Source organism: Streptomyces sp. NPDC059696 (assembly GCF_042733745.1).
Classification (GTDB): Bacteria; Actinomycetota; Actinomycetes; order Streptomycetales; family Streptomycetaceae; genus Streptomyces.
On the sequence record NZ_JBHWFG010000007.1, the window covers coordinates 127,133 to 149,453 of the forward strand.

The 22,321-nt window shown below is 72.7% G+C and carries 19 protein-coding genes and 1 pseudogene; 8 read left to right on the forward strand and 12 right to left on the reverse strand.

What is annotated here, in order from left to right; genetic code table 11:
* Positions 1-26 precede the first annotated feature (26 nt).
* From ACFV20_RS09985 to ACFV20_RS10000, 4 genes are all read left to right on the forward strand, one after another.
* Complete coding sequence (locus ACFV20_RS09985) at positions 27-536, forward strand: SRPBCC family protein (RefSeq protein ID WP_385654579.1); 510 nt, start codon at positions 27-29, stop codon at positions 534-536.
* A complete protein-coding gene (locus tag ACFV20_RS09990) occupies positions 529-2,148 on the forward strand; it encodes a phytoene desaturase family protein (RefSeq protein WP_385654581.1) in 1,620 nt (539 codons plus the stop codon). Before ACFV20_RS09985 ends, ACFV20_RS09990 begins: the two co-directional genes overlap by 8 nt.
* A 47-nt stretch (positions 2,149-2,195) precedes the next feature.
* Complete coding sequence (locus tag ACFV20_RS09995; RefSeq protein ID WP_385654584.1) at positions 2,196-3,077, forward strand: SDR family oxidoreductase; 882 nt, start codon at positions 2,196-2,198, stop codon at positions 3,075-3,077.
* Positions 3,078-3,361: 284 nt separating this feature from the next.
* Complete coding sequence (locus ACFV20_RS10000; protein WP_385654587.1) at positions 3,362-4,216, forward strand: oxygenase MpaB family protein; 855 nt, start codon at positions 3,362-3,364, stop codon at positions 4,214-4,216.
* Positions 4,217-4,252: 36 nt separating this feature from the next.
* On the opposite strand, the gene ACFV20_RS10005 is transcribed toward ACFV20_RS10000, so the two are convergent.
* The 4 genes from ACFV20_RS10005 to ACFV20_RS10020 form a co-directional block, all read right to left on the reverse strand.
* Positions 4,253-4,996, reverse strand: a complete 744-nt coding sequence (locus ACFV20_RS10005) for an IclR family transcriptional regulator (protein ID WP_385654589.1) — start codon at positions 4,994-4,996, stop codon at positions 4,253-4,255.
* Positions 4,993-6,366 carry an alpha/beta hydrolase family protein gene (locus tag ACFV20_RS10010; RefSeq protein ID WP_385654592.1) on the reverse strand — a complete coding sequence of 458 codons (1,374 nt, stop codon included), beginning with the start codon at positions 6,364-6,366 and terminating at the stop codon, positions 4,993-4,995. The genes ACFV20_RS10005 and ACFV20_RS10010 overlap by 4 nt, the downstream gene beginning before the upstream one ends.
* The gene (locus ACFV20_RS10015; protein WP_385654596.1) at positions 6,363-7,709 is read right to left on the reverse strand and encodes an MFS transporter; all 1,347 of its coding nucleotides are present in this window, start codon (positions 7,707-7,709) and stop codon (positions 6,363-6,365) included. The genes ACFV20_RS10010 and ACFV20_RS10015 overlap by 4 nt, the downstream gene beginning before the upstream one ends.
* Before the next feature lie 79 nt (positions 7,710-7,788).
* On the reverse strand, positions 7,789-8,214 hold the full coding sequence (locus tag ACFV20_RS10020; protein WP_385654889.1) for a MarR family winged helix-turn-helix transcriptional regulator: 426 nt from the start codon (positions 8,212-8,214) through the stop codon (positions 7,789-7,791).
* A 189-nt stretch (positions 8,215-8,403) separates the two neighbouring features.
* Here ACFV20_RS10020 and ACFV20_RS10025 point away from each other — a divergent pair, with 189 nt between their 5' ends.
* Genes ACFV20_RS10025 through ACFV20_RS10040 form a run of 4 tightly spaced genes read left to right on the forward strand, consistent with a single transcriptional unit; the run spans position 8,404 to position 12,185 of the window.
* Positions 8,404-9,321: an SDR family NAD(P)-dependent oxidoreductase gene (locus tag ACFV20_RS10025; RefSeq protein WP_385654599.1), complete on the forward strand. Its 918-nt coding sequence runs from the start codon at positions 8,404-8,406 to the stop codon at positions 9,319-9,321.
* Positions 9,322-9,332: 11 nt separating this feature from the next.
* Positions 9,333-10,208 (forward strand): amidohydrolase family protein, encoded by an 876-nt coding sequence (locus ACFV20_RS10030; protein WP_385654602.1) that lies wholly within the window; start codon positions 9,333-9,335, stop codon positions 10,206-10,208.
* Positions 10,209-10,218: 10 nt separating this feature from the next.
* On the forward strand, positions 10,219-11,733 hold the full coding sequence (locus ACFV20_RS10035; protein WP_385654604.1) for a long-chain fatty acid--CoA ligase: 1,515 nt from the start codon (positions 10,219-10,221) through the stop codon (positions 11,731-11,733).
* On the forward strand, positions 11,730-12,185 hold the full coding sequence (locus tag ACFV20_RS10040) for a MaoC family dehydratase (RefSeq protein ID WP_385654607.1): 456 nt from the start codon (positions 11,730-11,732) through the stop codon (positions 12,183-12,185). Before ACFV20_RS10035 ends, ACFV20_RS10040 begins: the two co-directional genes overlap by 4 nt.
* Here the strand turns inward: ACFV20_RS10040 and ACFV20_RS10045 are convergent.
* The 8 genes and pseudogenes from ACFV20_RS10045 to ACFV20_RS10080 form a co-directional block, all read right to left on the reverse strand.
* The gene (locus tag ACFV20_RS10045) at positions 12,176-13,003 is read right to left on the reverse strand and encodes a PaaX family transcriptional regulator C-terminal domain-containing protein (protein WP_385654610.1); all 828 of its coding nucleotides are present in this window, start codon (positions 13,001-13,003) and stop codon (positions 12,176-12,178) included. The two genes, ACFV20_RS10040 and ACFV20_RS10045, sit on opposite strands and share 10 nt — an antisense overlap.
* A gap of 53 nt (positions 13,004-13,056) precedes the next feature.
* Positions 13,057-14,670, reverse strand: coding sequence for a PHP domain-containing protein (locus ACFV20_RS10050; RefSeq protein ID WP_385654613.1), 1,614 nt, complete (start codon positions 14,668-14,670; stop codon positions 13,057-13,059).
* Positions 14,636-15,028 (reverse strand): annotated as a pseudogene (locus tag ACFV20_RS10055) (Tat pathway signal sequence domain protein); the annotation flags it as partial. The pseudogene ACFV20_RS10055 and the gene ACFV20_RS10050, both read right to left, overlap by 35 nt.
* A 61-nt stretch (positions 15,029-15,089) precedes the next feature.
* Positions 15,090-18,044: a glycoside hydrolase family 2 TIM barrel-domain containing protein gene (locus ACFV20_RS10060; RefSeq protein ID WP_385654616.1), complete on the reverse strand. Its 2,955-nt coding sequence runs from the start codon at positions 18,042-18,044 to the stop codon at positions 15,090-15,092.
* Positions 18,041-19,045 carry an alkaline phosphatase family protein gene (locus ACFV20_RS10065; RefSeq protein WP_385654619.1) on the reverse strand — a complete coding sequence of 335 codons (1,005 nt, stop codon included), beginning with the start codon at positions 19,043-19,045 and terminating at the stop codon, positions 18,041-18,043. Before ACFV20_RS10065 ends, ACFV20_RS10060 begins: the two co-directional genes overlap by 4 nt.
* 120 nt (positions 19,046-19,165) lie before the next feature.
* Positions 19,166-20,014: a carbohydrate ABC transporter permease gene (locus ACFV20_RS10070; RefSeq protein ID WP_385654622.1), complete on the reverse strand. Its 849-nt coding sequence runs from the start codon at positions 20,012-20,014 to the stop codon at positions 19,166-19,168.
* Entirely contained in the window at positions 20,011-20,895 is an 885-nt protein-coding gene (locus ACFV20_RS10075; protein ID WP_385654891.1) for a carbohydrate ABC transporter permease, read from the reverse strand. The genes ACFV20_RS10070 and ACFV20_RS10075 overlap by 4 nt, the downstream gene beginning before the upstream one ends.
* A 126-nt stretch (positions 20,896-21,021) precedes the next feature.
* Positions 21,022-22,299: an ABC transporter substrate-binding protein gene (locus ACFV20_RS10080; protein WP_385654626.1), complete on the reverse strand. Its 1,278-nt coding sequence runs from the start codon at positions 22,297-22,299 to the stop codon at positions 21,022-21,024.
* Positions 22,300-22,321 lie beyond the last annotated feature (22 nt).

Here is a 22,321-nt window from a genome sequence, read left to right on the forward strand (position 1 = left end):
ACCGGTCGAGGCAGCAGGAGGCATCCGTGGCCGTACGCCATCACCTGATCCGAGTCGGCCCGGGCGCCGTGTGGGACGTCCTCGCCGACGGCCACCGCTACGCGGAGTGGGTGGTGGGAACCTCCGAGTCCCACCCGGTACGCGGGCACTGGCCCCGCAAGGACGCGGCGATCCGCTACGAGATCCGGCTCGGCCCGGTGCGGCTCACCAACGAGACCACCGTCCGCTACTGCGAGGACGGCACCCGGCTGGAGCTGGAGGCCCACGCCGGCCCGCTCGGCACGGCCCGCATCGCCATCGAGCTGCGGCCCTGGGGCGAGCACTGCCTGGTGATCGTGGACGAACACCCCCTGCGCGGCGCCGGCGGCCGGCTGCACAACATCGGATTCGAGGCGCTGATCCAGCTGCGCCACCGCGCCATGCTGGCCCGCCTGGCCAGGCTCTGCGAGGACGAGGCACGCAGGCCGGGCAGCGCCCGCCGCCCCCTCGGCCAGGTGACCGCCGGACCCGGCACCGGCGGGGCCCGCCATGCCTGACGCGGTGGTGATCGGCGCGGGCCCCAACGGTCTGGTCGCCGCCAACCTCCTCGCGGACGCCGGATGGAGCGTGGAGGTACTGGAGGAGCAGCCCGAACCGGGCGGCGCCGTGCGACACGACCGGGGCGTCGACCCCGCGTTCGTCAACGACCTCTTCAGCTCCTTCTACCCCCTCGCCGCGGCATCGCCCGTCCTGGCCGCACTGCACCCCGAGGAACACGGACTGCGCTGGAGCCACGCGCCCAGCGTGCTGGCCCACCCCCTCACCGACGGCAGCTGCGCCCTCCTGGACCGGAACGTCGACACCACCGCCGCCTCCCTGGACACGTTCGAGGCCGGCGACGGAACCGCCTGGCGGCGGCTGCACGAGGTGTGGCAGAGCCTGCGCCCCGACCTCCTCGACGCCCTGTTCACCCCGTTCCCGCCCGTCCGGGCCTCGGCGCGCCTGGCGTTGCGGCTGCGGGCGGCGGGCGGACTGCGCATGGCCCGCTCCCTCGTGCTGCCGGTGCGCCGCCTGGGCGAGGAGGAGTTCCGCGGCCAGGGCGGCCGCCTGCTGCTGGCCGGCAACGCCCTGCACGCCGACCTCGCCCCCGAGTCGGCGGGCAGCGGCGGCTTCGGCTGGCTGATGGCCATGCTCGGCCAGACCTACGGCTTCCCCGTCCCGGCCGGCGGCTCCGGCGCGCTGACCTCGGCCCTGGTGCACCGGCTGCAGTCCCGGGGCGGCCGGGTGCGCTGCGGACAACGCGTCGAGCACGTCGTCGTCCGCGGCGGCCGGGCCGTCGGGGTCCGCACGGCGGGCGGCGACGCGGTCCGGGCCCGCCGCGCGGTACTGGCGGACGTGTCCGTGCCCGCCCTGTACGGCGAGCTCCTCGACCCGGAGCACCTGCCCGCGCAGGTCCTCGACGACCTGCGGCGCTTCCAGTGGGACTTCGCCACGTTCAAGGTCGACTGGGCGCTCGACGGCCCGGTGCCCTGGCAGGCCGAGCAGGCCGCCCGGGCCGGTACGGTGCACCTCGCCGACGGCATGGACGAGCTGACCCGCTTCGCCGCGCAGATCGCCATGCGGGAGGTCCCCGACCGGCCGTTCCTGATCTTCGGCCAGATGACCACCTCCGACGCCACCCGTTCCCCGCAGGGCACCGAATCGGCGTGGGCCTACACCCACCTCCCCCACGAGATCCGCGCCGACGCCGGCGACGAGGGCATCACCGGCCGATGGGGCACCAAGGACCAGGAGCTGATGGCCGACCGCATGGAACGCCAGGTGGAACGCTTCGCGCCCGGCTTCCGCTCGCTGATCCGCGGCCGCCGCATCCTGGCGCCCCCGACGCTGGAGGCGCTCGACGGCAATCTCGCGGGCGGCGCCATCAACGGCGGCACCACCGCCATGCACCAGCAGCTCGTCTTCCGGCCCCTGCCCGGCACCGGACGCCCGGAGACCCCGGTACCGGGCCTGTACCTCGCCTCCTCCGGAGCCCACCCCGGCGGCGGCGTGCACGGTGCCCCGGGAGCCAACGCCGCCCGGGCCGCCCTGCGCCGCAACCGGCCCCCCGGCCTGGCCCGCGCCCAGCGGCTCCTGGCCCGCCGTGACCGCACCGGAGCCAGGCGCTGATCCCGGCCCTCGCGGGACGGGACGGACGCCGGAAGGAAGGGCAGCCCATGCGCAGCAGTCCGCTCGCCGAGCGCACGATCGTCGTCACCGGAGCCGCCCGCGGCGTGGGCGCGGCCGTGGCCCGCGAAGTCGCCCGGCGCGGGGCCCGGGTGGCGCTCGTCGGCCACGAGAAGGACGCCCTGGAGGCGGTGGCCGCCTCGCTGCCGGGCCCGGCCCTCGCCCTGGAGGCCGACGTCACCGACCTGCCGGCGCTGGAAGCCGCGGCGCGAGCCGTGCGGGACGGTCTCGGGCGCCCGTCGGCCGTGGTGGCCAACGCGGGGATCGCCGAGGGAGGCTCGCTGCTCGACTCGGATCCGGACTCCTGGAGCCGCGTGATCGACGTGAACCTCACCGGCAGCGCCCGGACGGCCCGGGCCTTCCTGCCGGACCTGCTCGACACGGCGGGCTACTTCCTCCAGGTCGCCTCCCTGGCCTCGATCGGTGCCGCGCCGCTGATGAGCGCCTACTGCGCGTCCAAGGCGGGGGTGGAGGCCTTCGCGCACTCCCTGCGGGCGGAGGTGGCGCACCGCGGGGTCGGGGTCGGTATCGCCTACCTCAACTGGACGGACACCGACATGATCCGCGACGCCGACCGCTATGCGGTCCTGCGCGAGCTGCGCCTGCACATGCCGCCGCCGGCCCGCCGCGTGTACCCCGTGGAGGTCGTCGCCGCCCGCCTGGTCAGAGGCATGGAGCGGCGGCGTACGGCGGTCTACGCCCCGGCCTGGCTGCGGCTGGCCCAGCCGGTACGCCCCGCCATGCCCCCGGTGGTCCTGCGCGTGGCGCGCCGCGCCCTGCCCCGCCTGGAGGCCGAGGGCCCGGTCCGCCACACCGGCCCCCTCGGCGCCGGTGGCCGGGCCGACCGCGCGGCATCGGGGCCGGACTCCTGACAGCGGCACGGCGGCACAGACGCGTAGCGCGCAGATGCGCAGATGCGCAGCAGCACGGCGGCACAGATGCGGAGCGGTATGGCGGCGTAGATGCACAGCGACACAGATACACAGCGACACAGATGCGCAGCGACACAGATGCACAGCGACACGAATGCGCAGCGGCACAGATGCACAGCGGCACACGGCACGGCCGCCCTCGCGGTCCGGCTGTCCCTGCCCGGCACACCTCCGGCCGGCGCCGTCATGCCGGACACTGGGCAGCAGGAGAAGGGAGGCCGACCGTGCTGACCGGAGTTCGTGAACAGCTGGGCCAGGCCCTGTTCCGCCGGGTCGCCGGGCCCGGTGGGCCCGCGACCCGGGCCCGCATCCACCACACGCCCGGCCCGCGCTGGTTCGGGCCGGACCGGCCCATCCGCACGGTCCACGGCGACGCCTCGATGTTCATCGGCGGGCTGACCGCCCTGCTCCTGCAGTCCCTGCACCCGCTGGCGATGGCCGCGGTCGCCGGCCACTCCGGCTTCCGCGGCGACCCGTGGGGCCGGCTGCAGCGCACCAGTACCTTCCTGGCCGTGACGACCTACGGCACCGCCGCCGACGCGCAGCAGGCGGTCGACCACGTGCGCGGCATCCACGAGCGGATCCGCGGCACGACGGGCGACGGCGTGCCGTACCACGCGGCCGACCCGCATCTGCTCGGCTGGGTGCACGCCGCCGAGACGGACAGCTTCCTGCGCGCCCACGAGCGCTACGGGGCCCGCCCGCTGGACGCCGCCGGCTACGACGCCTACGTCGCCGACACCGCGCGCGTCGCCGAGGCGCTGGGGGCCGTCGACCCGCCCCGCGACCGCGGCGAACTGGCCGAGCGCCTGGCCGCCTACCGGCCCGAACTGCGCGCCACGCCCGAGGCCAGGGCGGCCGCCCGCTTCCTGTTGTTCCAGCCTCCCCTGCCCCTGGCCGTCCGGCCCTTCTACGGCGGGCTGGCCGCGAACGCCGTCACCCTGCTCCCGCCCTGGGCACGCGGTCTGCTGTGGCTGCCCCGGGTTCCGGTCGTCGAGGGCCTCGCGGTGCGCCCCACCGGCCGGGCCCTGACCCGGACCATCCGCTGGGCCATGACACCGGCCCGGGAACGGATCTGACACCAAGGGACGCCACGCCACACCGGCGTCCTTCGCTCAGGGCCGCCACCCCAGCGCCCGCGAGATCCCCCGCGCCGCCATCCGCACCGCCGGGCCCAGGACCCGGACCTGGGCGTCGGCGTGGGGCACCACGACCGACACGGCGGCGGTCACGCTGCCGTCGGCCCCGCGCACCGGAGCGGCCACCGACAGGGCGTCCTCCGTGATCTGACGGTCGCTCACCGCCATGCCCGACCTGCGGACCTCGGCGAGGGCCCGCCGCAGCCGCTCGGGTGCGGTGATCGTGTGGGGCGTGAAGGAGACGAGTTCGCCCGCGCAGTACTCCGTGCGGAACCCGGGGTCGCCGTGGGCCAGCAGGGCGAGTCCGACCCCCGTGGCGTGCAGCGGCCAGCGGGCGCCGACGCGGATGTGCACACCGACCGCGGACCGCCCCGACAGCCACTCGATGTAGACCACGTCCCGGCCGTCCCGCACGGCCAGTTGCACGTTCTCGTGCGTCGCCTCGTACAGGTCCTCCAGGTAGGGCAGCGCGATCTGCCGCAGGGCGAGACCGCGCGGGGCCAGGGCGGCGAGCTCCCACAGCCGCAGCCCGACGTGGTAGACGCCGGACTCGTCCCGCTCCAGGGCACCCCACTCGGTGAGCGCGCCCACCAGCCGGTGTGCGGTGGTCAGGCTCAGCCCGGCCCGCCGGCTGATGTCCGTCAGGCACAGCGCCGGGTGCTCGTGGTCGAAGGCCGCGAGCACGGACAGCAGCCGGTCGGGCGCGGTCGGGCCGGTCATGGCCGGGCGTACGGCGGGTGGGCGAGGTCGTAGGGGCGGGGGTAGCTGCTCGGACGGTACGGGAGGTAGCGGGGCTCCGTATTCGCGTCCTCGGCCCGCGCCCGGGAGTTGAGGGCCCCCGGCGAGGCGTCCCAGCGGCCGGTGTCCACGCGGTGTTCCAGGGTGTGCAGGGCGGCCAGGGTCTCGCCCGGGCCGAAGGTGCAGTGGCCCGGCGCGTCGACGTACGCCTGGCGGAGGAGCCCGGCGGCGCCCGCGGCCGTCGCGGCCCGCCGGTAGGCGCTCTCCGACTGCACGGGGATGAGGGCGTCGCCGGTGGTGTGGATGTTCAGCTGGGGGTCGGTGAGGCGGCCGGAGAGCACGCTGGTGTTCCGCATCCACCGCACCGCCGACGGGTCGGCGGACACCCGGGGTGCACGGCCGAGGGCCGAGAGGTCGGTGCGCAAGGACAGTCCCGCCTCCTTGTAGAGCTCCGTCACCTCTTTGTACAGCGGGGAACGTGCGAGCATCGAGCGGTAGTCGACGCCCGTGTTCCAGGACGGGTTGCCGCCCGCCCGGCTCTCGGCCTCCTGCCGCCAGCCGAACGCGGGCTGTTGGAGCAGCCCCCGTACGGCGGCGTACTGGTTGGACTGCGCGGTCCGCCAGTCGCCGGGGCCCGGCTCGGTCTGCGAGGCGTCGTTGTACGCGGGAATGCCGTGCAGGGCGGCGGCCAGGGCGATCCGGGCCCGGCCCCCGGAGGTCTGCTGGGCCGCGTCGACCTTCGCGGTGAGCGCCTTGCCGGCGGCGACCGCCTCGGTCTGGTCGGCGAACCCCGCGAGCCGGACACCGGAGTCCGGGGCGAGCAGGGTGCGCAGTGCGAACACCGGGTCCAGGGTGCTGTTCCAGTTGGCGATCCCGCCCTGCACCAGCCCGCACATCGACAGGGAGCCGTCGAACCGGTCGGCGTGCCGCTCGGCGAGCATGCTCGTGACGAAGCCGCCGTAGGAGGTGCCCCAGGCGAGCGTCCGCCGGGCCGTGCCGAACTGCCGCGTGAACAGGTCCAGCGTGGCGAGCTGGTCCGGCACGGCCTCGGCGACCGCCCAGCCGTTCGTCGCGTACGACGAGCCGATCAGGGCGTAGCCCTCGGCCATGAGCTTGTCGCGGACGGCCGGACCGGGCGCGTTCTGGGCCGGGTTGGGGGCCCCGGCCGGGGTGTAGCCGTGGCTGTACAGCAGGACCGTGCCGTTCCAGGGCGTGGGGACGTCCATCACGTACGCGGCGCCGGAGGAGAGCCGGCCCTCCAGGTGGGAGCCGGTGGGGGCGGCGTGCGCGGGCAGGGCGGTCGCCGCCAGGGACAGGCAGGCGGTCGTCAGCAGGGCGAGGCGGATCCTCAACGGGGGGTCCCTTCGAGGGAGGGGGTGGTGGTGGGGGAGTGCAGGGCGTCCGTGTGCGTCTCGCGCAGCCGCCACACGGTGACCGCGGTGACCGCCGCGCCGGCGCACAGCATCAGCGACACCGGGGTGCTGCCACCGCCGAAGGAGGCCAGGAGACTGCCGGCGATCAGCGGCGAGAACCCCGCGCCGATCAGGGTCGCCCCCTGGTAGCCGAGGGAGGCGCCGGTGTAGCGGACGCGGGTGCCGAACATCTCGGTGAGCAGGGCGCCCAGAGGGCCGTACATCGTGGACTGGGCGACGCCGTGGCCGAGCGCGAGGGCGAGGATCAGCAAGGCGGGCGAGCCGGAGTCGACCAGGGCCAGGACCGGGAACGCGAGCGCCGCCGAGGCGACGGCGCCGGCCAGGACGACGGGCCGGCGCCCGACCCGGTCCGACAGTGCGGAGGCGGCGGGCAGGACGGCCAGGGCCACGCAGGAGGCGACGGTCACCGCGGTCAGCACCTGCGGGCGGGTGTACCCCTCGTCGACGGCGTAGGAGATCATGAAACTGGTCAGCAGCGACTGGGCGGTGAACGCGCCGATGCCGACACAGGCGGCCAACAGCACGGGCTTCGGGCGGCGCAGCACGTCGACGATCGGCGGTCGGTCCGCCGGTTCCCTCTTGACCTGGGCGAACAGCGGGCTCTCGGCGACCTTCAGACGCACGAACAGACCGACGGCCAGCAGCACGACGCTCAGCAGGAACGGCACGCGCCAGCCCCAGGAGCGGAAGTCGTCGTCCGGCAGCGCGGCGACCAGCGTGACCACACCGGCCGACAGCACGGAACCGAGCGGGGCGCCGAGCTGGGTGAAGCTGGACCACAGGCCGCGCCGGGAACCCCGGGCGTGCTCGGCGTGTTCGACGACCATCAGCATCGCGCCGCCCCACTCGCCGCCGATCGCGATGCCCTGCACCACCCGCAGGGCGACCAGCAGCACCGGCGCCCAGACGCCGATGGTGTCGTACGTCGGCAGCAGACCGATGAGGAAGCTGCCGGACCCCATCAGGACCATGGTCAGCAACATCATCGACTTGCGGCCGATCCGGTCGCCGAAGTGCCCGAACACGATGCCGCCGAGCGGGCGGGCGAGGTAGCCGGCGGCGAAGGTGCCGAACGCCGCGATGGTGCCGACCGCCGGGTCGGCGCGCGGGAAGAACAGTTCGCCGAAGACGAGTGCGGCGACGGTGCCGTAGACGAGGAAGTCGTAGAACTCGACGGCTGTGCCGAGCAGGCCGGAGACGGCGACCCGGCGCAACTGCCTTGCTTCAGAGGAGAGTTGGGGTGTGGGTGGGGATGGCTGCACGGTGGGCTCCCTGGGGACGGGGCGCGGTTGGCCGTGAAGTTATGCACTCATCGTGCAGCCGTCAATCACTTGCACAACATCAGTTCAGGCCGTCCTCCGCGATGCGCAGCAGCAGCGCGTGCAGCGTCTCCCGCTCGGCCGCGTCCAGCGGGCCGAGCAGTTCACCGGTCACCCGCAGGCCGTCCTCGTCGGTGTCGCGGAGGACGTCGCGGCCGCGCTCGGACAGGACGACGATCCGGCTCCGGCGGTCGTCGGGGGAGGGGCGGCGCTCGGCGAAGCCCAGCTTCTCCAGGTCGTCGACCAGGCCGACGATCGCGCTCGGGTCGTAGCCGAGTCGTGTGCTCAGCTCGCGCTGCAGGGCGCCGTCGGTGGTGGCGAGGAAGCGCAGCACCGCGTAGTGGCGCAGGCGCAGGCCCGACTCCTGGAGGCAGGCGTTGAAGAGCTGGCCCGAGCGCAGGCCCAGGCGGTACAGCAGGTAGCCCGTGTCGGCGTGCAGGCCGCGCATCCACGGCTCGTGGGCGTCGATGGGCTTCGCGGTGGCGTTCTCGCGTGTGATGGCGGGCTCCCTGGGCTCGGTGCTGCTCGGTGCTGATTCCAGCATCCCGCACCCATGGGTCGGCAACAACTATTGACGTCAACAATTATTGCTCTTAGCTTCGATCTCGCAGTCGAACCCGCGTGAAGGGACCCGCTCGTGCCCAGCATCGATCTCTCCGGCAAGGTCGCCGTCGTCACCGGCAGCGGCCGTGGCCTCGGTCTCGCCTACGCCCACGCCCTGGCGGCCCACGGCGCGTCCGTGGTCGTCAACGACGTCGACGAGGCGGTGGCCGAGGCGGCCGTGAAGTCCCTCGTGGAAGCGGGCGGCACGGCCGTCGCCGAAGTCGTCCCCGTCGGCACCTCCGAGGCCGCCGAGCGGCTGGTCGGCCGCGCGGTCGAGGAATTCGGCCGGCTCGACGTGCTCGTCACCAACGCCGGCATCCTGCGCGACAAGGTCCTGTGGAAGATGACCGACGAGGACTTCGACGCGGTGCTCACCACCCACCTCAAGGGCACCTTCACCTGCGCCCGCGCCGCCGCCGTCCGGATGCGCGAGCAGGGCGAGGGCGGCTCGCTGATCCTGGTCGGCTCCCCGGCCGGGCAGCGCGGCAACTTCGGCCAGACGAACTACGCCGCCGCCAAGGCCGGCATCGCGGCGATGGCCCGCACCTGGGCCATGGAACTGGGGCGCGCGAACATCACCGTCAACGCGATCGTGCCGGTCGCCGCCACCGCCATGACCGAGACCATCCCGGCCTTCGCCCCCTACGTCGAGGCCCTGCGAGGCGGCGAGGCCCTGCCGGACTTCCTGCGCAAGGGCGAGGGCTTCGGCACCCCCGAGGACTGCGCGGCCCTGGTCCCGTTCCTCGCGTCCGAGGCCGCCCGGGGCGTCACCGGCCAGGCCATCGGCATCGGCGGGGACAAGGTGGCACTCTGGTCGCACCCGCAGGAGATCAAGGCGGCCTACGCCGACGGCGGCTGGACGCCCGAGACCCTGGCCGACGCCTGGCCCACCTCGGTCGGTGCCGAGCTCCAGACGGTCGGCATCCCGGCGCCGAAGTTCCCGGAGGCGTGATGGACCCCTCGATGAACGTCGACGACCTGGTCGCCATCGACGTCCACACCCACGCGGAGGTCTCCTCCAAGGGCCACTCCTCCCTGGACGACCACCTGCACGACGCCTCCTCCGCGTACTTCAAGGTCGAGGGCAAGCGGAAACCCACCCTGGAGGAGACGGCCGCCTACTACCGCGAACGGAACATGGCCGCGGTCGTCTTCACCGTCGACGCCGAGTCCGCGACCGGCACCGCACCCGTCCCGAACGAGGAGGTCGCCGAGGCGGCGGCCGCCAACTCCGACGTCCTGATCCCCTTCGCCTCCATCGACCCCTTCCGCGGCAAGGCCGGCGTCAGGCAGGCCCGCCGCCTGGTCGAGGAGTACGGGGTGAAGGGCTTCAAGTTCCACCCCAGCATCCAGGGGTTCTTCCCCGACGACCGCTCGGTGGCGTACGACCTGTACGAGGTGATCGAGGAGACGGGCACCATCGCCCTCTTCCACACCGGCCAGACGGGCATCGGCGCCGGAGTACCCGGCGGAGGCGGCATCCGGCTGAAGTACTCCAATCCCCTGCACGTGGACGACGTGGCGGCCGACTTCCCACACCTGAAGATCATCCTCGCGCACCCGTCGTTCCCCTGGCAGGACGAGGCCCTCGCGGTCGCCACGCACAAGCCGGGGGTGCACATCGACCTGTCCGGCTGGTCCCCGAAGTACTTCCCGCCGCAGCTCGTGCAGTACGCGAACACCCTGCTGAAGGACAAGGTCCTCTTCGGCTCCGACTTCCCCGTCCTCACCCCCGACCGCTGGCTCGCCGACTTCGGCAAGCTGACGATCAAGGACGAGGTCCGGCCGAAGATCCTCAAGGAGAACGCGGCCCGCCTGCTCGGGCTGACGACACCGTAAGGGGCGAGACATGCGCAACGAGGGACTGGGGTCGTGGCCCGCACGCCGGGCCCGCAAGACCCCGCACCGCACCGCCCTGGTCCACGACGGTTCCGCCACCGACTACGCCACCCTGTACGCCCGCACCACCCACCTGGCCCACGCGCTGCGCGCCCGGGGCGTGCGCCGCGGCGACCGCATCGCCTACCTAGGCCCGAACCACCCCTCCTATCTGGAGACCCTGTTCGCCGCCGGCGTGCTCGGCGCGGTCTTCGTCCCGCTGAACATCCGTCTCGCCGGCCCCGAGATCGCCTACCAGCTCGCCGACTCCGGCGCCCGGGCCCTGGTCTACAACCCGTCCTACGCCGGTCTGGTCGCGGGCCTGCCCGGCAGCACGGACGTGCGCCTGTACCTGGAGGTCGGCGCGGAGTACGAGGCGGCCGTCGCCGAGGCGCCCGGGGAGCCGATCGACGAACCCGTCGGCGCCGACGACACCTGCATCATCATGTACACCTCGGGCACGACCGGCCGGCCCAAGGGCGCCATGCTCACCCACGGCAACCTCACCTGGAACGCCGTCAACGTCCTCGTCGACACCGACCTGATCGCCGACGAACGCGCCCTGGTCTGCGCCCCGCTGTTCCACACGGCGGGCCTGAACATGCTGACCCTGCCGGTCCTGCTCAAGGGCGGCACCTGTGTCCTCGTCGACACCTTCGACCCGGACGCCACCTTCGACCTCATCGAACGGCACCGCATCACCTTCATGTTCGGCGTGCCCACGATGTTCGACCAGGTCGCCCGCCACCCCCGCTGGCCCGACGCGGACCTGTCCTCGCTGCGCATCCTCACCTGCGGCGGCTCCCCGGTCCCCACCCCGCTGATCACCGTCTACCTGGAGCGCGGCCTGACGTTCCTCCAGGGCTACGGCATGACCGAGGCCGCACCCGGCACGCTGTTCCTGGACACCGAGCACGCCGTGAGCAAGGCGGGCTCGGCGGGTGTGCCGCACTTCTTCAGCGACGTCCGCGTCGTCCGGCCGGACCTCACCCCGGCCGACGTCGGCGAGGTCGGCGAGGTCGTGGTGCGCGGCCCGCACGTCATGCCCGGCTACTGGGGGCTGCCCGAGGAGACCGCCGCCTCCTTCGCGGACGGCTGGTTCCGCAGCGGGGACGCCGCACAGGTCGACGAGGACGGCTACGTCCACATCGTCGACCGCATCAAGGACATGATCATCTCGGGCGGCGAGAACGTCTACCCGGCCGAGATCGAGGACCAGCTCCTCGCCCACCCGGACATCGCCGAGTGCGCGGTGATCGGGGTGCCGGACGAGAAGTGGGGCGAGGTGCCGCGCGCGGTCGTCGTGCCCCGCGAGGGCGCCGCCCTCGACCCCGACGAGGTGCTCGCGTCGCTCGCGGGCCGCCTCGCCAAGTACAAGATCCCGAAATCGGTGGTCCTCGCGGACGCACTCCCGCGCACGGCCTCCGGAAAACTCCTCAAGTCCCGCGTCCGTACGCGTTACGGCCAGAAACAAGGATCCGCATGAGCCTCACCGTCAACGGCCTCGACGAACTCAAGAAACTCGCCGGCAGCGACCTCGGCACCAGCGACTGGATCGAGGTGACCCAGGAGCGCATCGACACCTTCGCCGACGCCACGGGCGACCACCAGTGGATCCACGTGGACCCCGAGCGCGCCGAGCAGGGCCCCTTCGGCGCACCCATCGCGCACGGCTACCTCACGCTGTCCCTGTTCATCCCCCTGTTCACCGAGCTCCTGGACGTCCAGGGCGTCACGACGAAGGTCAACTACGGCCTCAACAAGGTGCGTTTCCCCGCCCCCGTCAAGGCAGGCTCGCGCATCCGCCTGACCGCGAGGCTCGCCGAGGCCGAGGAGGTGCCGGGCGGCGTGCAGATCACCGTCGAGGGTGCCATCGAGATCGAGGGCGCCGCCAAGCCCGCCGCCGTACTGCAGAGCCTGTCGCGGTTCTACGCCTGAGGGCGCGCCGGCACCAGGTCCAGAAGGCGTTCGGAGGCGTCGAGGACGAGCGGTGTGAGCCGCTCGTGCACGGTCCGGAACGTCTTCTCGGCCTGCTCGGCCGGCCAGCCGTCCGGCAGATGTGCGACGGGCAGCCGTGGGTCGCGCCGGACGACCTGCAGCCACTCCGTCTGGAGCCGGAGCCGCAGCACGAGGGCGTCGTCGGCGTCCGGCAGCTCGTCCTCCCAGGGCCGCCAGCGCCGCACGAACCCCTCGTAGCGCCCGGCCAGGTCGGACAGTTCCCAGGTCTCCTCGATCATCCGGCCGATGTCCATGCCGCTGTCGGCGTGCGCCCGGAAGACCTTCACATGGGCGGACAGGCCGAGCTCGGACACCAGGGCCGCCACGTCGACTTCGCCCGGGGCGATCCACAGGCCGCTGAAGAGGGGGCCGAAGCCGCTCCAGGCCAGCCGGGAGCGCAGGTCGTGCCGCTGGCGCTGCCAGGACTCCGGCAGGGAGAAGCCGAGCAGCGTCCAGGTGCCGTCCCACCGCCGGTTGACGGCACCCGTCCGCCAGATCCGCCGCTCGCCGTCGCGCAGCACCGCCTCCGAGCGCGCGGTCAGTCCGAAGTACATCCGCCGGCCCTCACGCTGCCGGCGCAGCAGGTCACGGCCGGCCATGCGGCTCAGCGTGGAGCGGGTCGCCTGCTCCCCGATCCCGGCCCGGGCGAACACGTCGATGACACTGCCCGAGTACACGCACACGTCACGGCCGAGCACCTGGTCGCCCAGGAACGTCAGCATCAGGGACTGGGGCCGCAGCGGCTCTTCACCGGTCACGCGGCCCACCGTACCTCCGCCCGATCGGTCCGTGACCTGCCGGTACCCGGGGATCAGGCCCCCTCGACGTCGACGAACACGGGGTTCGCGTAGAACCAGGTGTCGGCCCACGGATCACCGTCCCCGGGGGCGTGCGGGACCGGCCCGTGCGGATCGACCGAGGCGCCCAGGCGGCCCGCGCCGTTGCGGTTGCCGTCGCTGCCGCGCAGCCGGACGTAGAAGGACTCCTCCCCGGCGGTCAGCGGGATCCGCAGGGTGTAGGTGCCCTCACGTCCGGAGACGTCCTCGGTCCGGACGACCCGGGTGTCCGGGGCCTTCCACGTGTCGCGGTCGGCGACCGGTCCGCGCACCGCGCCGCGGATGACGTCCACATGCGCCAACTGAGGCAGGATGCCCCGGGGGTTGGGCCGGGACGCGGTCGTCACCGTGACGCTCAGGGTGAGTCTCTCGCCCCTGCGCACCCGCAGCCGGCCGCCGAGCGTCACGCCCCGCCCCCGCCTCCGGTCGCGGTCCCGCGTCAGGCGGACGTCGAGCCCGTCGAGCAGATGCCCGTGGTCCAGCCAGATCCGGCCCGCCCGCATCCCCGCCATCACCGCCCGGTAGCCGATGGGGGCACCGCCCACACCGTTCAGGTAGTGGGGGAGGGTCACGCCCACGTGCGTACGGCTGAACTGGCCGGGCCAGAAGTCGCTGCCCGGCTGCGGGGTGCCGGTGTTCACCGGGTCGGGCAGCCTCCCCGTGGTGTCGAAGGTCTGCCCGGGCTGCCAGTCGCCGTTCCTCCAGGTGTCGAAGACGATCCGGTGGGCGTCGGAGTTCGTCGTGACCGAGAACAGCCGGCCCTCGGACAGCATCGAGTCCCACAGGCCGCCGACGGTCGCGGTCGCCCAGTCGAAACCGCCGTACGTGAGGTAGGCGTCCACGGGGTAGCCGGGCCAGGACTGCGCCGACGGCTTGTTCTCGTACTCGCCGCGGATCGACGTGGCGCCGCGCCGGCCGGGGATGGCCGCGCCCTGCGCACCGGGCGCGCCCTCCATGCCGATCATGATCTCGGGCGCCGCGTCCCGCCAGGCGCGCATCTCGTGCGGGGAGTCGATACCGAGGCGCAGCGGATGGTTGGCCAGCACCAGCACATCGTCGACGTATCCCGAACTCCGTTGCCGCGCGAGCCACTTGATGGCCCTGACGGCGTGCGCCTCGTTGCGGGCGGTGTCCACGTCGGCGGGACCGCCCTTGTCGTAGGCGAGGAGCTTGCCGTCGAAGGCCCGCTCGAAGCGGGTCAGCACGTCGACCTCGTGCGGGCCGGGCGCGGTGAACACGGTGCAGTGCTCGGCGGCCGGGATGTACCACTCCAGGCCCTGGAAGATCAGCTGACGCGGGTTCTCGGCGCGGGCCGCGAGGATCTCCTTGTGCTCCAGCGCGGCCCCGAAGTCGGCGTGCCCGAAGTTGGAGTGCTCGGTGAACACCATCCAGTCCAGCCCGTACTCCGCGCCCTTCGCGGCCAGTTGGGAGAAGGTGTACTTGGCGTCGTGGCTGTAGACGGAGTGGATGTGGTGGTCGCCGACGAGATAGGCCAGACGCGGGTCCTCGCCGCCCGGCCGGCCGCTGTCACCCGCGGCCAGGGCGGGTGTCCGGGACGCCGCGCCGGTCCAGCAGCCGGAACGCCTCACCGATCGCGGCGAATTCCTCCGCCGCGCCGTTCTGCGTGAGGTCGCCGAGGTGGGACAGGAAGACGATGTTCTCCTCCCGGCCGTGCTCCAGCAGATAGCGCAGCGCGGCCTCGACCGGGGCCTTGTCGATGCTGGGCCCGTCGAACAGGTACTGCGTGTCCGGCATCACCGCGAGCGTGAAACGGCGGCTGCGCGGGTCGGGGCGCCACGCCGGGGTCGCCGCCGGCGCGGAGACAGCCGGCAAGGCGGTCACGGCGGCGGCGGTCGCGCCGAGCAGGGCCGTGGCGCGGAGGAAACCGCGCCGTCCGGCACCGGCCCCAGGGGCCTCGCCCGGGTCGTGGTCAGGCGACATGCACACGGGTGCTCCATGAGGGGACTGAGGGAGGTGACGGAGAGGGACGGAGGAAAGGGGCGGGGGCTCAGAGAACGCGCAGCGTCCAGCTCCAGCGGTGGACGCCGGCCGGCACCAGATACGAGGCGAAGGTGTCGGGGCCGCACGAGGCCGTGCCGAGCCCACGGTGCGCCGCGTCGATGTGCACCACGCACCCGGCCCGCGGCACCAGTTCGTCATGGTGCGCGACAGCGGCCAGGTCGGCGGCGCGATGCCGGGTCACCGAGACCTGGCGGGCCCGGTCCAGCCGGACCGCGAGACCGGTGGCGTCGGGTGCGGACAGCGTGAACCGCCGTACGCCGTGCCGGCCTCCGCTCTCCTGCGGACGCAGATACGGCGTGAACAGCTCGTCCACCGGCAGGCGGTGGTGACCGACCGGCGCACTTGAAGCCCGGTCCGGATACGACTCCCAGGGGCCCTGCCCGAACCACTCCATGAGGCTCAGCCCCGCGACCGTCTCGAACACGGTCCCCACCCGGGCCACGTCGTGCAGCGCCTCGGGCAGCTCGGCGCACTCCTGCACATGCAGCCCGCCTTCCACGGCCGTCAGCACCTGCTCGTGCCGGACGGTCCCGCCGGCGCAGCGGTAGTCGGACACCACGGCCACCCGGCCCGGCGCACGCCGCACGGACACGAGGGCGCGCCGCGGCGCGTCCAGCCCCCAGTCCCGCCAGCGGGCCGCCATGCCGCCCAGCTCGTCGTTGTCGGTCGGCGCCCGCCACAGCGACAGCACCGGCGCGGCCGTCAGCAGCGGATGGACCAGCAGACCGTCCTCGTCGACCTCGACCTCGACCTCGACCTCGACCGGGCCCGGGACCGGCACCGGGGTGTGCCTGACGGGGAGCGCGGCCCGGAGCCGTACCTGCGGCAGGCACACGACCGTGCCGCGCGGTGCCCACGGCTCGTCACCGGCCGTCGTCACCCGCAGCGTCAGCCACGCCTCACCGCCCTCGTCCGGCAGCGCGAACGGCAGCGGTACGGCGACCGTCTCGCCCGGCCGCAGGTCGGGCAGCTCGGCGGGGGCGGTCAGGGTCGTGCCGTCGGCGAGGGACAGCTCCCACTCACCGGACAGCCAGTCCAGCCCCCGGAAGTGCTGGTGGTTCGCGAGGACCACGCCCTCGTGCCGGAAACACGCGATCCGCAGCGGCGCCGCGATCTCCCGGTGCTCGTACATCACCGGCTTGGGGGTCCGGTCGGGGAAGACGACGCCGTCGGCGATGAAAGCGCCGTCGTGGTCCGTCTCCCCGAAGTCGCCGCCGTACGCCCAGCGGTGCCCGGGCGCGGCGACACCGTTGTCATACAGCCCGGCGCCCCCACGCCCGGCCGGTCTGCCGTCGTTCACACGCTGGAGGATGCCGTGGTCCCAGAACTCCCAGATGAACCCGCCCTGAAGGCCCGGGGTGGACTCGATGGCCTCCCAATGGTCGGCCAGCGTGCCGTTGCTGTTGCCCATGGCGTGGGAGTACTCGCACTGGATCAGCGGCTTGGTCTGGGTGCCGGACATGGCGTGCGCCAGGCACTCCTCCAGCGGTGCGTACATCGGGCAGGCGATGTCGGAGGCCACGTCCGGATCGGCCCAGCCGAGCTTGGCAGCGCCCTCGTACTGCACCGGCCGGGTCGGGTCGTGCCGGCGTACCCAGCCCGCCGCGGCGTCGTGGTTGGCTCCGTAGTCGGACTCGTTGCCCAGCGACCAGACGATGACCGACGGGTGGTTCTTGTCCCGCAGCACCATCCGGGAGACCCGGTCCACGAAGGCGTTCAGATAGCGTGGGTCGTCGGCGATCTCGTGGGCGTGGTCGTGGGACTCGATGTCCGCCTCGTCGACGACGTAGAGGCCCAGCTCGTCGGCCAGGTCGTACAGGGCCGGGTCGTTCGGGTAGTGCGCGGTGCGGACCGCGTTGAAACCGAAGCGCTTCAGCAGCACGAGGTCCGCGCGCATGTCGTCGTGGGTCACCGTCCGCCCGGTCAGCGGGTGGAAGTCGTGCCGGTTGACGCCGCGGATGAACACCCGCTCGCCGTTGACCAGCAGGTCCCGGCCGCTGATCTCGACGTCGCGGAAGCCGACGCGGTGCCGTGAGATGTCGGCTACCGTGCCGTCGGCCCGGTGCAGGCGCACGGTCAGGCCGTACAGCTCGGGCGTCTCGGCGTTCCAGGTGCGCACGTCCGGCACGGCGGCGCGCAGCCGGGCCTCGCCGAGGAAGCGGGAGATCCGCTCGTCCTCGGCGTTGACCCGGTCGAACTCGGCGTCCTGCGTGAGCAGGTGCCCGTCCAGGTCCCCGCTGACGTACCAGCCCTCGGGCAGCGCCCCGCCCGCGTCCCGCACCCGGCAGTCCACCCGCAGGTCCCCGTCATGCCGGGCCCGCACGGTCACGTCCGCGAGGTGCAGCGGGTCGACGGCGTACAGCAGCACCGAGCGGGTGATCCCGCCGTGCCACCACTGGTCCTGGTCCTCGATGTGCGAGGCGTCCGACCACTTCACGACGGTCAGCCGCAGGCACGCCCGCTCCCCGGGACGCACCAGCTCCGTCAGGTCGAACTCGGCGGCCAGGTGGGAGTCCTTGGAGATCCCGGCGGGCCGCCCGTCCACGTGCACCAGCAGGACGCTCTCGGCGGCTCCGACCTGCAGCACGATCCGCCGCCCGGCCCACTCCGCGGGCACGTCCACGCAGCGCTCGTACACGCCGGTCGGATCGGTCCCCGGCACCCTGGGCGGGAATTCCGGGAACGGCATGCGCACGTTGAGGTACCGCGGCAGATCGTCGGTGCCCTGCACGGTCCACACGCCGGGGACGTACGACGACGACCAGACGTCCCCGGGCGGCGCGTCCGGCGCGGGCAGCAGCTGGAAGCGCCAGTCGCCGTCGAGCGGGACGGCTCCGGGGCGCCGGTCGACGGCGTGCATCGGCAGCCGGCCCCAGGAGGTCACCTCGGGGGCTTCCCAGGGGCGGAGGGCGATCAGGGGATCGAGTGGTGCGTCGGTCATGGCCATTCCGAAGTCGGTGCGGTGGGCCCGGGCAGGACACGGCCCTGCAGGCCCCAGGCGGGGTCGAGGGGGATACCGAGACGGTCCAGGACGGTGGGGGCGATGTCGACGAGACGGGGGGCGTCCAGCGGGGTGCCTGCGGGCCGGGCCGGGCCGTCCGGTTCGGGGGTGCCTGCGGACCGGGCCGGGCCGTCCGGCTCAGGGGTGCTGCCCCCGGGCCGGGCCGGTCCGTCCGGTTCGGCGAGGATGACGAAGACCTCCCGTTCGGCGCGCGAGTCGCCGCCGTGGCCACCGGAATCGAGATGACCGTGGTCCGTGGTGACCAGCACGCTCCAGCGCTCCCCGGCGCGCTCCGGATCCGAACGCCGGGCGTCGACCGCCGCCAGCAGCCGTCCGAGATGGGCGTCCTGGGCGAGGAGGGCCCGGTCGTAGGCGGGGGAGAGGGGCCCGGTGGCGTGGCCGGCCTCGTCGGTGGCGCCGAAGTACACGAACACGACGTCCGGGTCGCCCCGGGTGAGCCAGCGCAGGGCGGTGCGGGCGACGCGGCGGTCCGCCCTCCCGTAGCCCCACCGTTCGCCGTTGTACCGCACCCGTCGGCCGATGGCCCGGCCCAGGGTCCCGCGGCGGACCAGGGCCGGCCAGGACACCGCTGCCGCCGTGCGCAGACCGGGCCGCGCGGTGACGGCGCGGGTCAGGAAGTCGGGGTAGCGGGCGTAGTCGGCGCCTTCGAAGTCGTTGCCGGTGACGCCGTGACGGTCCGGCCACACCCCGGTGAGGATGCTCGACCAGCCGGGGCCGGAGTCGGTGCAGGCCGTGCCGGCCGAGGCGTCGTCGCCGGCACGGCCGTAGGGCAGCAGGCTGGTGCCGACGGCGCCGTGGGCCATCAGGGCGTGCAGGACCGGGGCGTGGGCGGGGGTGCGGATGAGGCGGTCGTGGCGCAGGCCGTCCATGCCGACGACGAGGACCTTGGGGCGTGCGCTCTCGGTGCTGAGGTCCGTCACGGGGTGCCTCTCTCGTGTGGTTGCCAAGAGCGCGGGGCCGCCGACCGGTTCGGCCCGTTGCCCGTCGTGGCTGGTCGCGCAGTTCCCCGCGCCCTTCGGGGGGCGCGGACCTGGGGCGTGTCAACTGCCCTGTACCGCTCCCTCCGTCGCGCCCGCTATGAAGCCGCGGGCGAAGATCGTGAAGACGAGGACCAGGGGCACGGACGCCATGAGGACACCGGCCATGACCATGCTGTAGTCGGTGGTGTGGCCGACGTGGAGCTGGGCCAGTGCCACCTGGAGGGTGAGGTGGCCGGGGTCGTTGAGGACGATCAGGGGCCAGATGTAGTCGTTCCAGGCGCCGACGAAGGCGTAGATCGCGAGGAAGGACAGCGCGGGCCGGATCATCGGCAGCACGACGTTCCAGTACTGCCGGAAGAATCCCGCACCGTCGATGCGTGCGGCGTCGAGGAGTTCGTCCGGCACGCCGCTCTCGATGTACTGCCGCAGCCAGAAGATGCCGAAGGCGTTGGCGAGCGCGGGCAGCACCAGTGCCTTGAGCGTGCCGACCCAGCCGATGTCGGACATGAGGATGAACTGCGGCAGGACGGCCAGCTGGAGCGGCAGCATCATGAAGCCCACCAGCATGGCGAACAGCACCTTGCGGCCCGGGAAGTCGAACTTGGCGAAGGTGAACGCGGCCAGGGAGTCGACGAACAGGACCAGGACGGTCGTGACGGTCGCGACGACGAGCGTGTTCAGCATCGACCCGAAGAAGTCGATGGTGTCGAACACGTGCCGGACGTTCTCCAGCAGATGGGACCCGAACGTCAGCTTCGGGGGACTCTTGTAGATGTCCTCGGTGGTGTTCGTCGCCATGACGATCGTCCACACGAAGGGGAACACCGAGATCAGGACGGCCAGGACGAGGACGATGTGCGCGGTCAGGCCCTTGGGACGCCGGGACCGCCTCGGGACCACTGCGGTCATGACTTCCTCCCGCGCTGGACGACACGCCAGTTGATGACGACCAGCAGCATGATCAGTACGAAGAAGGCCCACACGATGGCCGCGCCGTAGCCGTAGTCGTTGTTCACGAAAGCGGACTGGTAGAAGTACAGCAGCGTGGTCAGGCCCGCCTGGCCGGGTCCGCCGAGGTTGGGGTTGGCGGCGTTGCTGCCGAACAGGACCTGGGGTTCGCTGAAGCTCTGCAGGCCGTTGATGGTCGAGATGACGACGGTGAACAGGATGATGGGCCGCATGATCGGCACGGTGATCCGGAAGAAGGTGCGGATCGGCCCGGCCCCGTCCAGCCTGGCCGCCTCGTAGATCTGGGCCGGGATGGACTGGAGGCCGGCCAGGTAGATGATCATGTTGTAGCCGGTCCACATCCACGTCATCAGCAGCGCGATGACCAGCTTGATCAGCCACGGATTGCTCAGCCACGGGACGGGCGAGATGCCGACCGTGCCCAGGATCGCGTTGACCAGGCCGAAGTTGTTGCTGAACACCGCGCCGAAGAAGATCGACACGGCGACGATCGAGGTGACGTTCGGTAGGTACAGGGCGATGCGGTAGAAGCCCTTGAACCGGCGTACCGAGTGCAGCAGCGTCGCCAGCACCAGGGCGCCGAACAGGGTGGGGACGGTGGACAGCACCCAGATCGCCAGGGTGTTGCGGATCGACAGCCAGAAGACCGGGTCGTCCAGCAGGAACCGGAACTGCTGGAGCCCCACGAACTGCACGGTGCCCATGCCGTCCCAGCGCTGGAAGGCGAGGTACAGCGAGTAGAAGACCGGGAAGAACGAGAAGACGCCGAAGATCAGGAAGAAGGGCGAGATCGCGAGGTACTGCCGCCAGTGCGACAGCACGCGGCGTCGCCCTGGCCGCACGGTGCCCGCGGGCGGCGTGCGCCGCGGGCGGAAGCGGGCCGGGCCGGGCCCGCCGTGGTGCCGGGGCACCGCGGCGGAACCGGTGACCGGAGGGGAGGTCATCGCTCAGCTCACCCCCTGCCGCCGGGCGATCTGCCGGGCCTGGCCGACCGCGTCCTCCCAGGCGTCGTCGGGCTTCTTGCCCTTGGCCTCGATGTTGGTGAGCTCGGTCATGAAGGGCGCCATGACGGCGGCGTCCGCGGGCGCCTCGTAGCTCGACGGTATGGCCTTGGCGGCCGGGCCGAAGACGTCGATGATCTTCTGTCCCCCGAAGAAGGGGTCGCCGCCCGTCATGGCCGGCATGGCGTAGGCAGCCGGTGCGGCGGGGAAGATCGCGGCGTCGGTGAAGCCGCGGGCGTCGTTCTCCGGGCTGAGGATCCAGCTGACGATCTTGAACGCCTCCTCGGGGTTCCGGCACTGCCTGGGCAGGGCCAGATAGGAGCCGCCCTGGTTGGCCGGTCCGCCGGGCATCGCGCAGACCCGCCACGCGCCCTTGGTCTTCGGGGCCGCCTGCTCGATGTCCAGGGCGTGCCAGGCGGCGCCGAGTTCGGTGGTCAGGTTCCTGCCGACGGCCGCGTTCCAGGTGTTGTCGTTGATCTTGGCGTCGAGACCGAGGGTGTAGGGGCGGACCGCTGTGGTCCACGCCTTGCGGATGTGGTCCTGGTCGCCGATGAAGTGGTTGTCCTGGTCGATGAACCGCTCGGTGCCCTGCCCGACCGCCATGGTGAAGACCGAGCCGATGTTGTTCACCAGGTAGGTGCCGGACAGCTTGTGCTTCAGCTCGGTGCCGAGCGCGAAGTACTCCTCCCAGGTCCCGGCCCGGGCGGCGACGTTGTCGGGGTCGGTGGGAAGCCCGGCCTTGTCGAACAGGTCCGCGCGGTAGAAGAGGGCGGTCGGGCCGATGTCGATGGGGAAGCCGATCTGCCGGCCGTCCTCGGTCCGGGCGAGCTCGGTCTTCCAGTCCAGGTACCGGGACGCGACCTTCTTGAAGCCCAGGTCGTTCAGATCGAGGAAGCGGCCCGCGTTGGGCAGGAAGGACGCCATGTCCTCGCCCTTGATGCCGGTGATGTCCGGCACGGAGGCGCCGGCCGCGAGCGTGGTGGTCAGCTTCTGCTTGAAGTCGCCCCCGATGGAGGAGGCGGTCAGCTTCACCTCGCCGCTGAAGTGCGTCCTGGCGTCGGCCACGACCTTGTCGCTGAGCGCGCCTCCCCAGTACCACAGGGTGAGGTTCTTGCCGTTCTTGCTGCCGGCCGAGCCGGAGCCGCTGCCGCAGGCGACGGTCAGACCGGAGGCGGCCGCGGTGAGCGCGGCGGCCTGGAGGAAGCCTCTACGAGAAAGGTCCACGGGTCACTCCTGTTGTTCCTGT

What these genes read in the sequence shown, in the direction of transcription:
- ACFV20_RS09990 (WP_385654581.1), top strand. Translation starts at nt 529, where the DNA reads ATGCCTGACGCGGTGGTGATCGGCGCGGGCCCCAACGGTCTGGTCGCC.
- ACFV20_RS09995 (WP_385654584.1), top strand. Translation starts at nt 2,196, where the DNA reads ATGCGCAGCAGTCCGCTCGCCGAGCGCACGATCGTCGTCACCGGAGCC.
- ACFV20_RS10005 (WP_385654589.1), bottom strand. Translation starts at nt 4,996, where the DNA reads ATGACCGGCCCGACCGCGCCCGACCGGCTGCTGTCCGTGCTCGCGGCC.
- ACFV20_RS10020 (WP_385654889.1), bottom strand. Translation starts at nt 8,214, where the DNA reads ATGCGCGGCCTGCACGCCGACACGGGCTACCTGCTGTACCGCCTGGGC.
- ACFV20_RS10030 (WP_385654602.1), top strand. Translation starts at nt 9,333, where the DNA reads ATGAACGTCGACGACCTGGTCGCCATCGACGTCCACACCCACGCGGAG.
- ACFV20_RS10035 (WP_385654604.1), top strand. Translation starts at nt 10,219, where the DNA reads ATGCGCAACGAGGGACTGGGGTCGTGGCCCGCACGCCGGGCCCGCAAG.
- ACFV20_RS10040 (WP_385654607.1), top strand. Translation starts at nt 11,730, where the DNA reads ATGAGCCTCACCGTCAACGGCCTCGACGAACTCAAGAAACTCGCCGGC.
- ACFV20_RS10060 (WP_385654616.1), bottom strand. Translation starts at nt 18,044, where the DNA reads ATGACCGACGCACCACTCGATCCCCTGATCGCCCTCCGCCCCTGGGAA.
- ACFV20_RS10070 (WP_385654622.1), bottom strand. Translation starts at nt 20,014, where the DNA reads ATGACCGCAGTGGTCCCGAGGCGGTCCCGGCGTCCCAAGGGCCTGACC.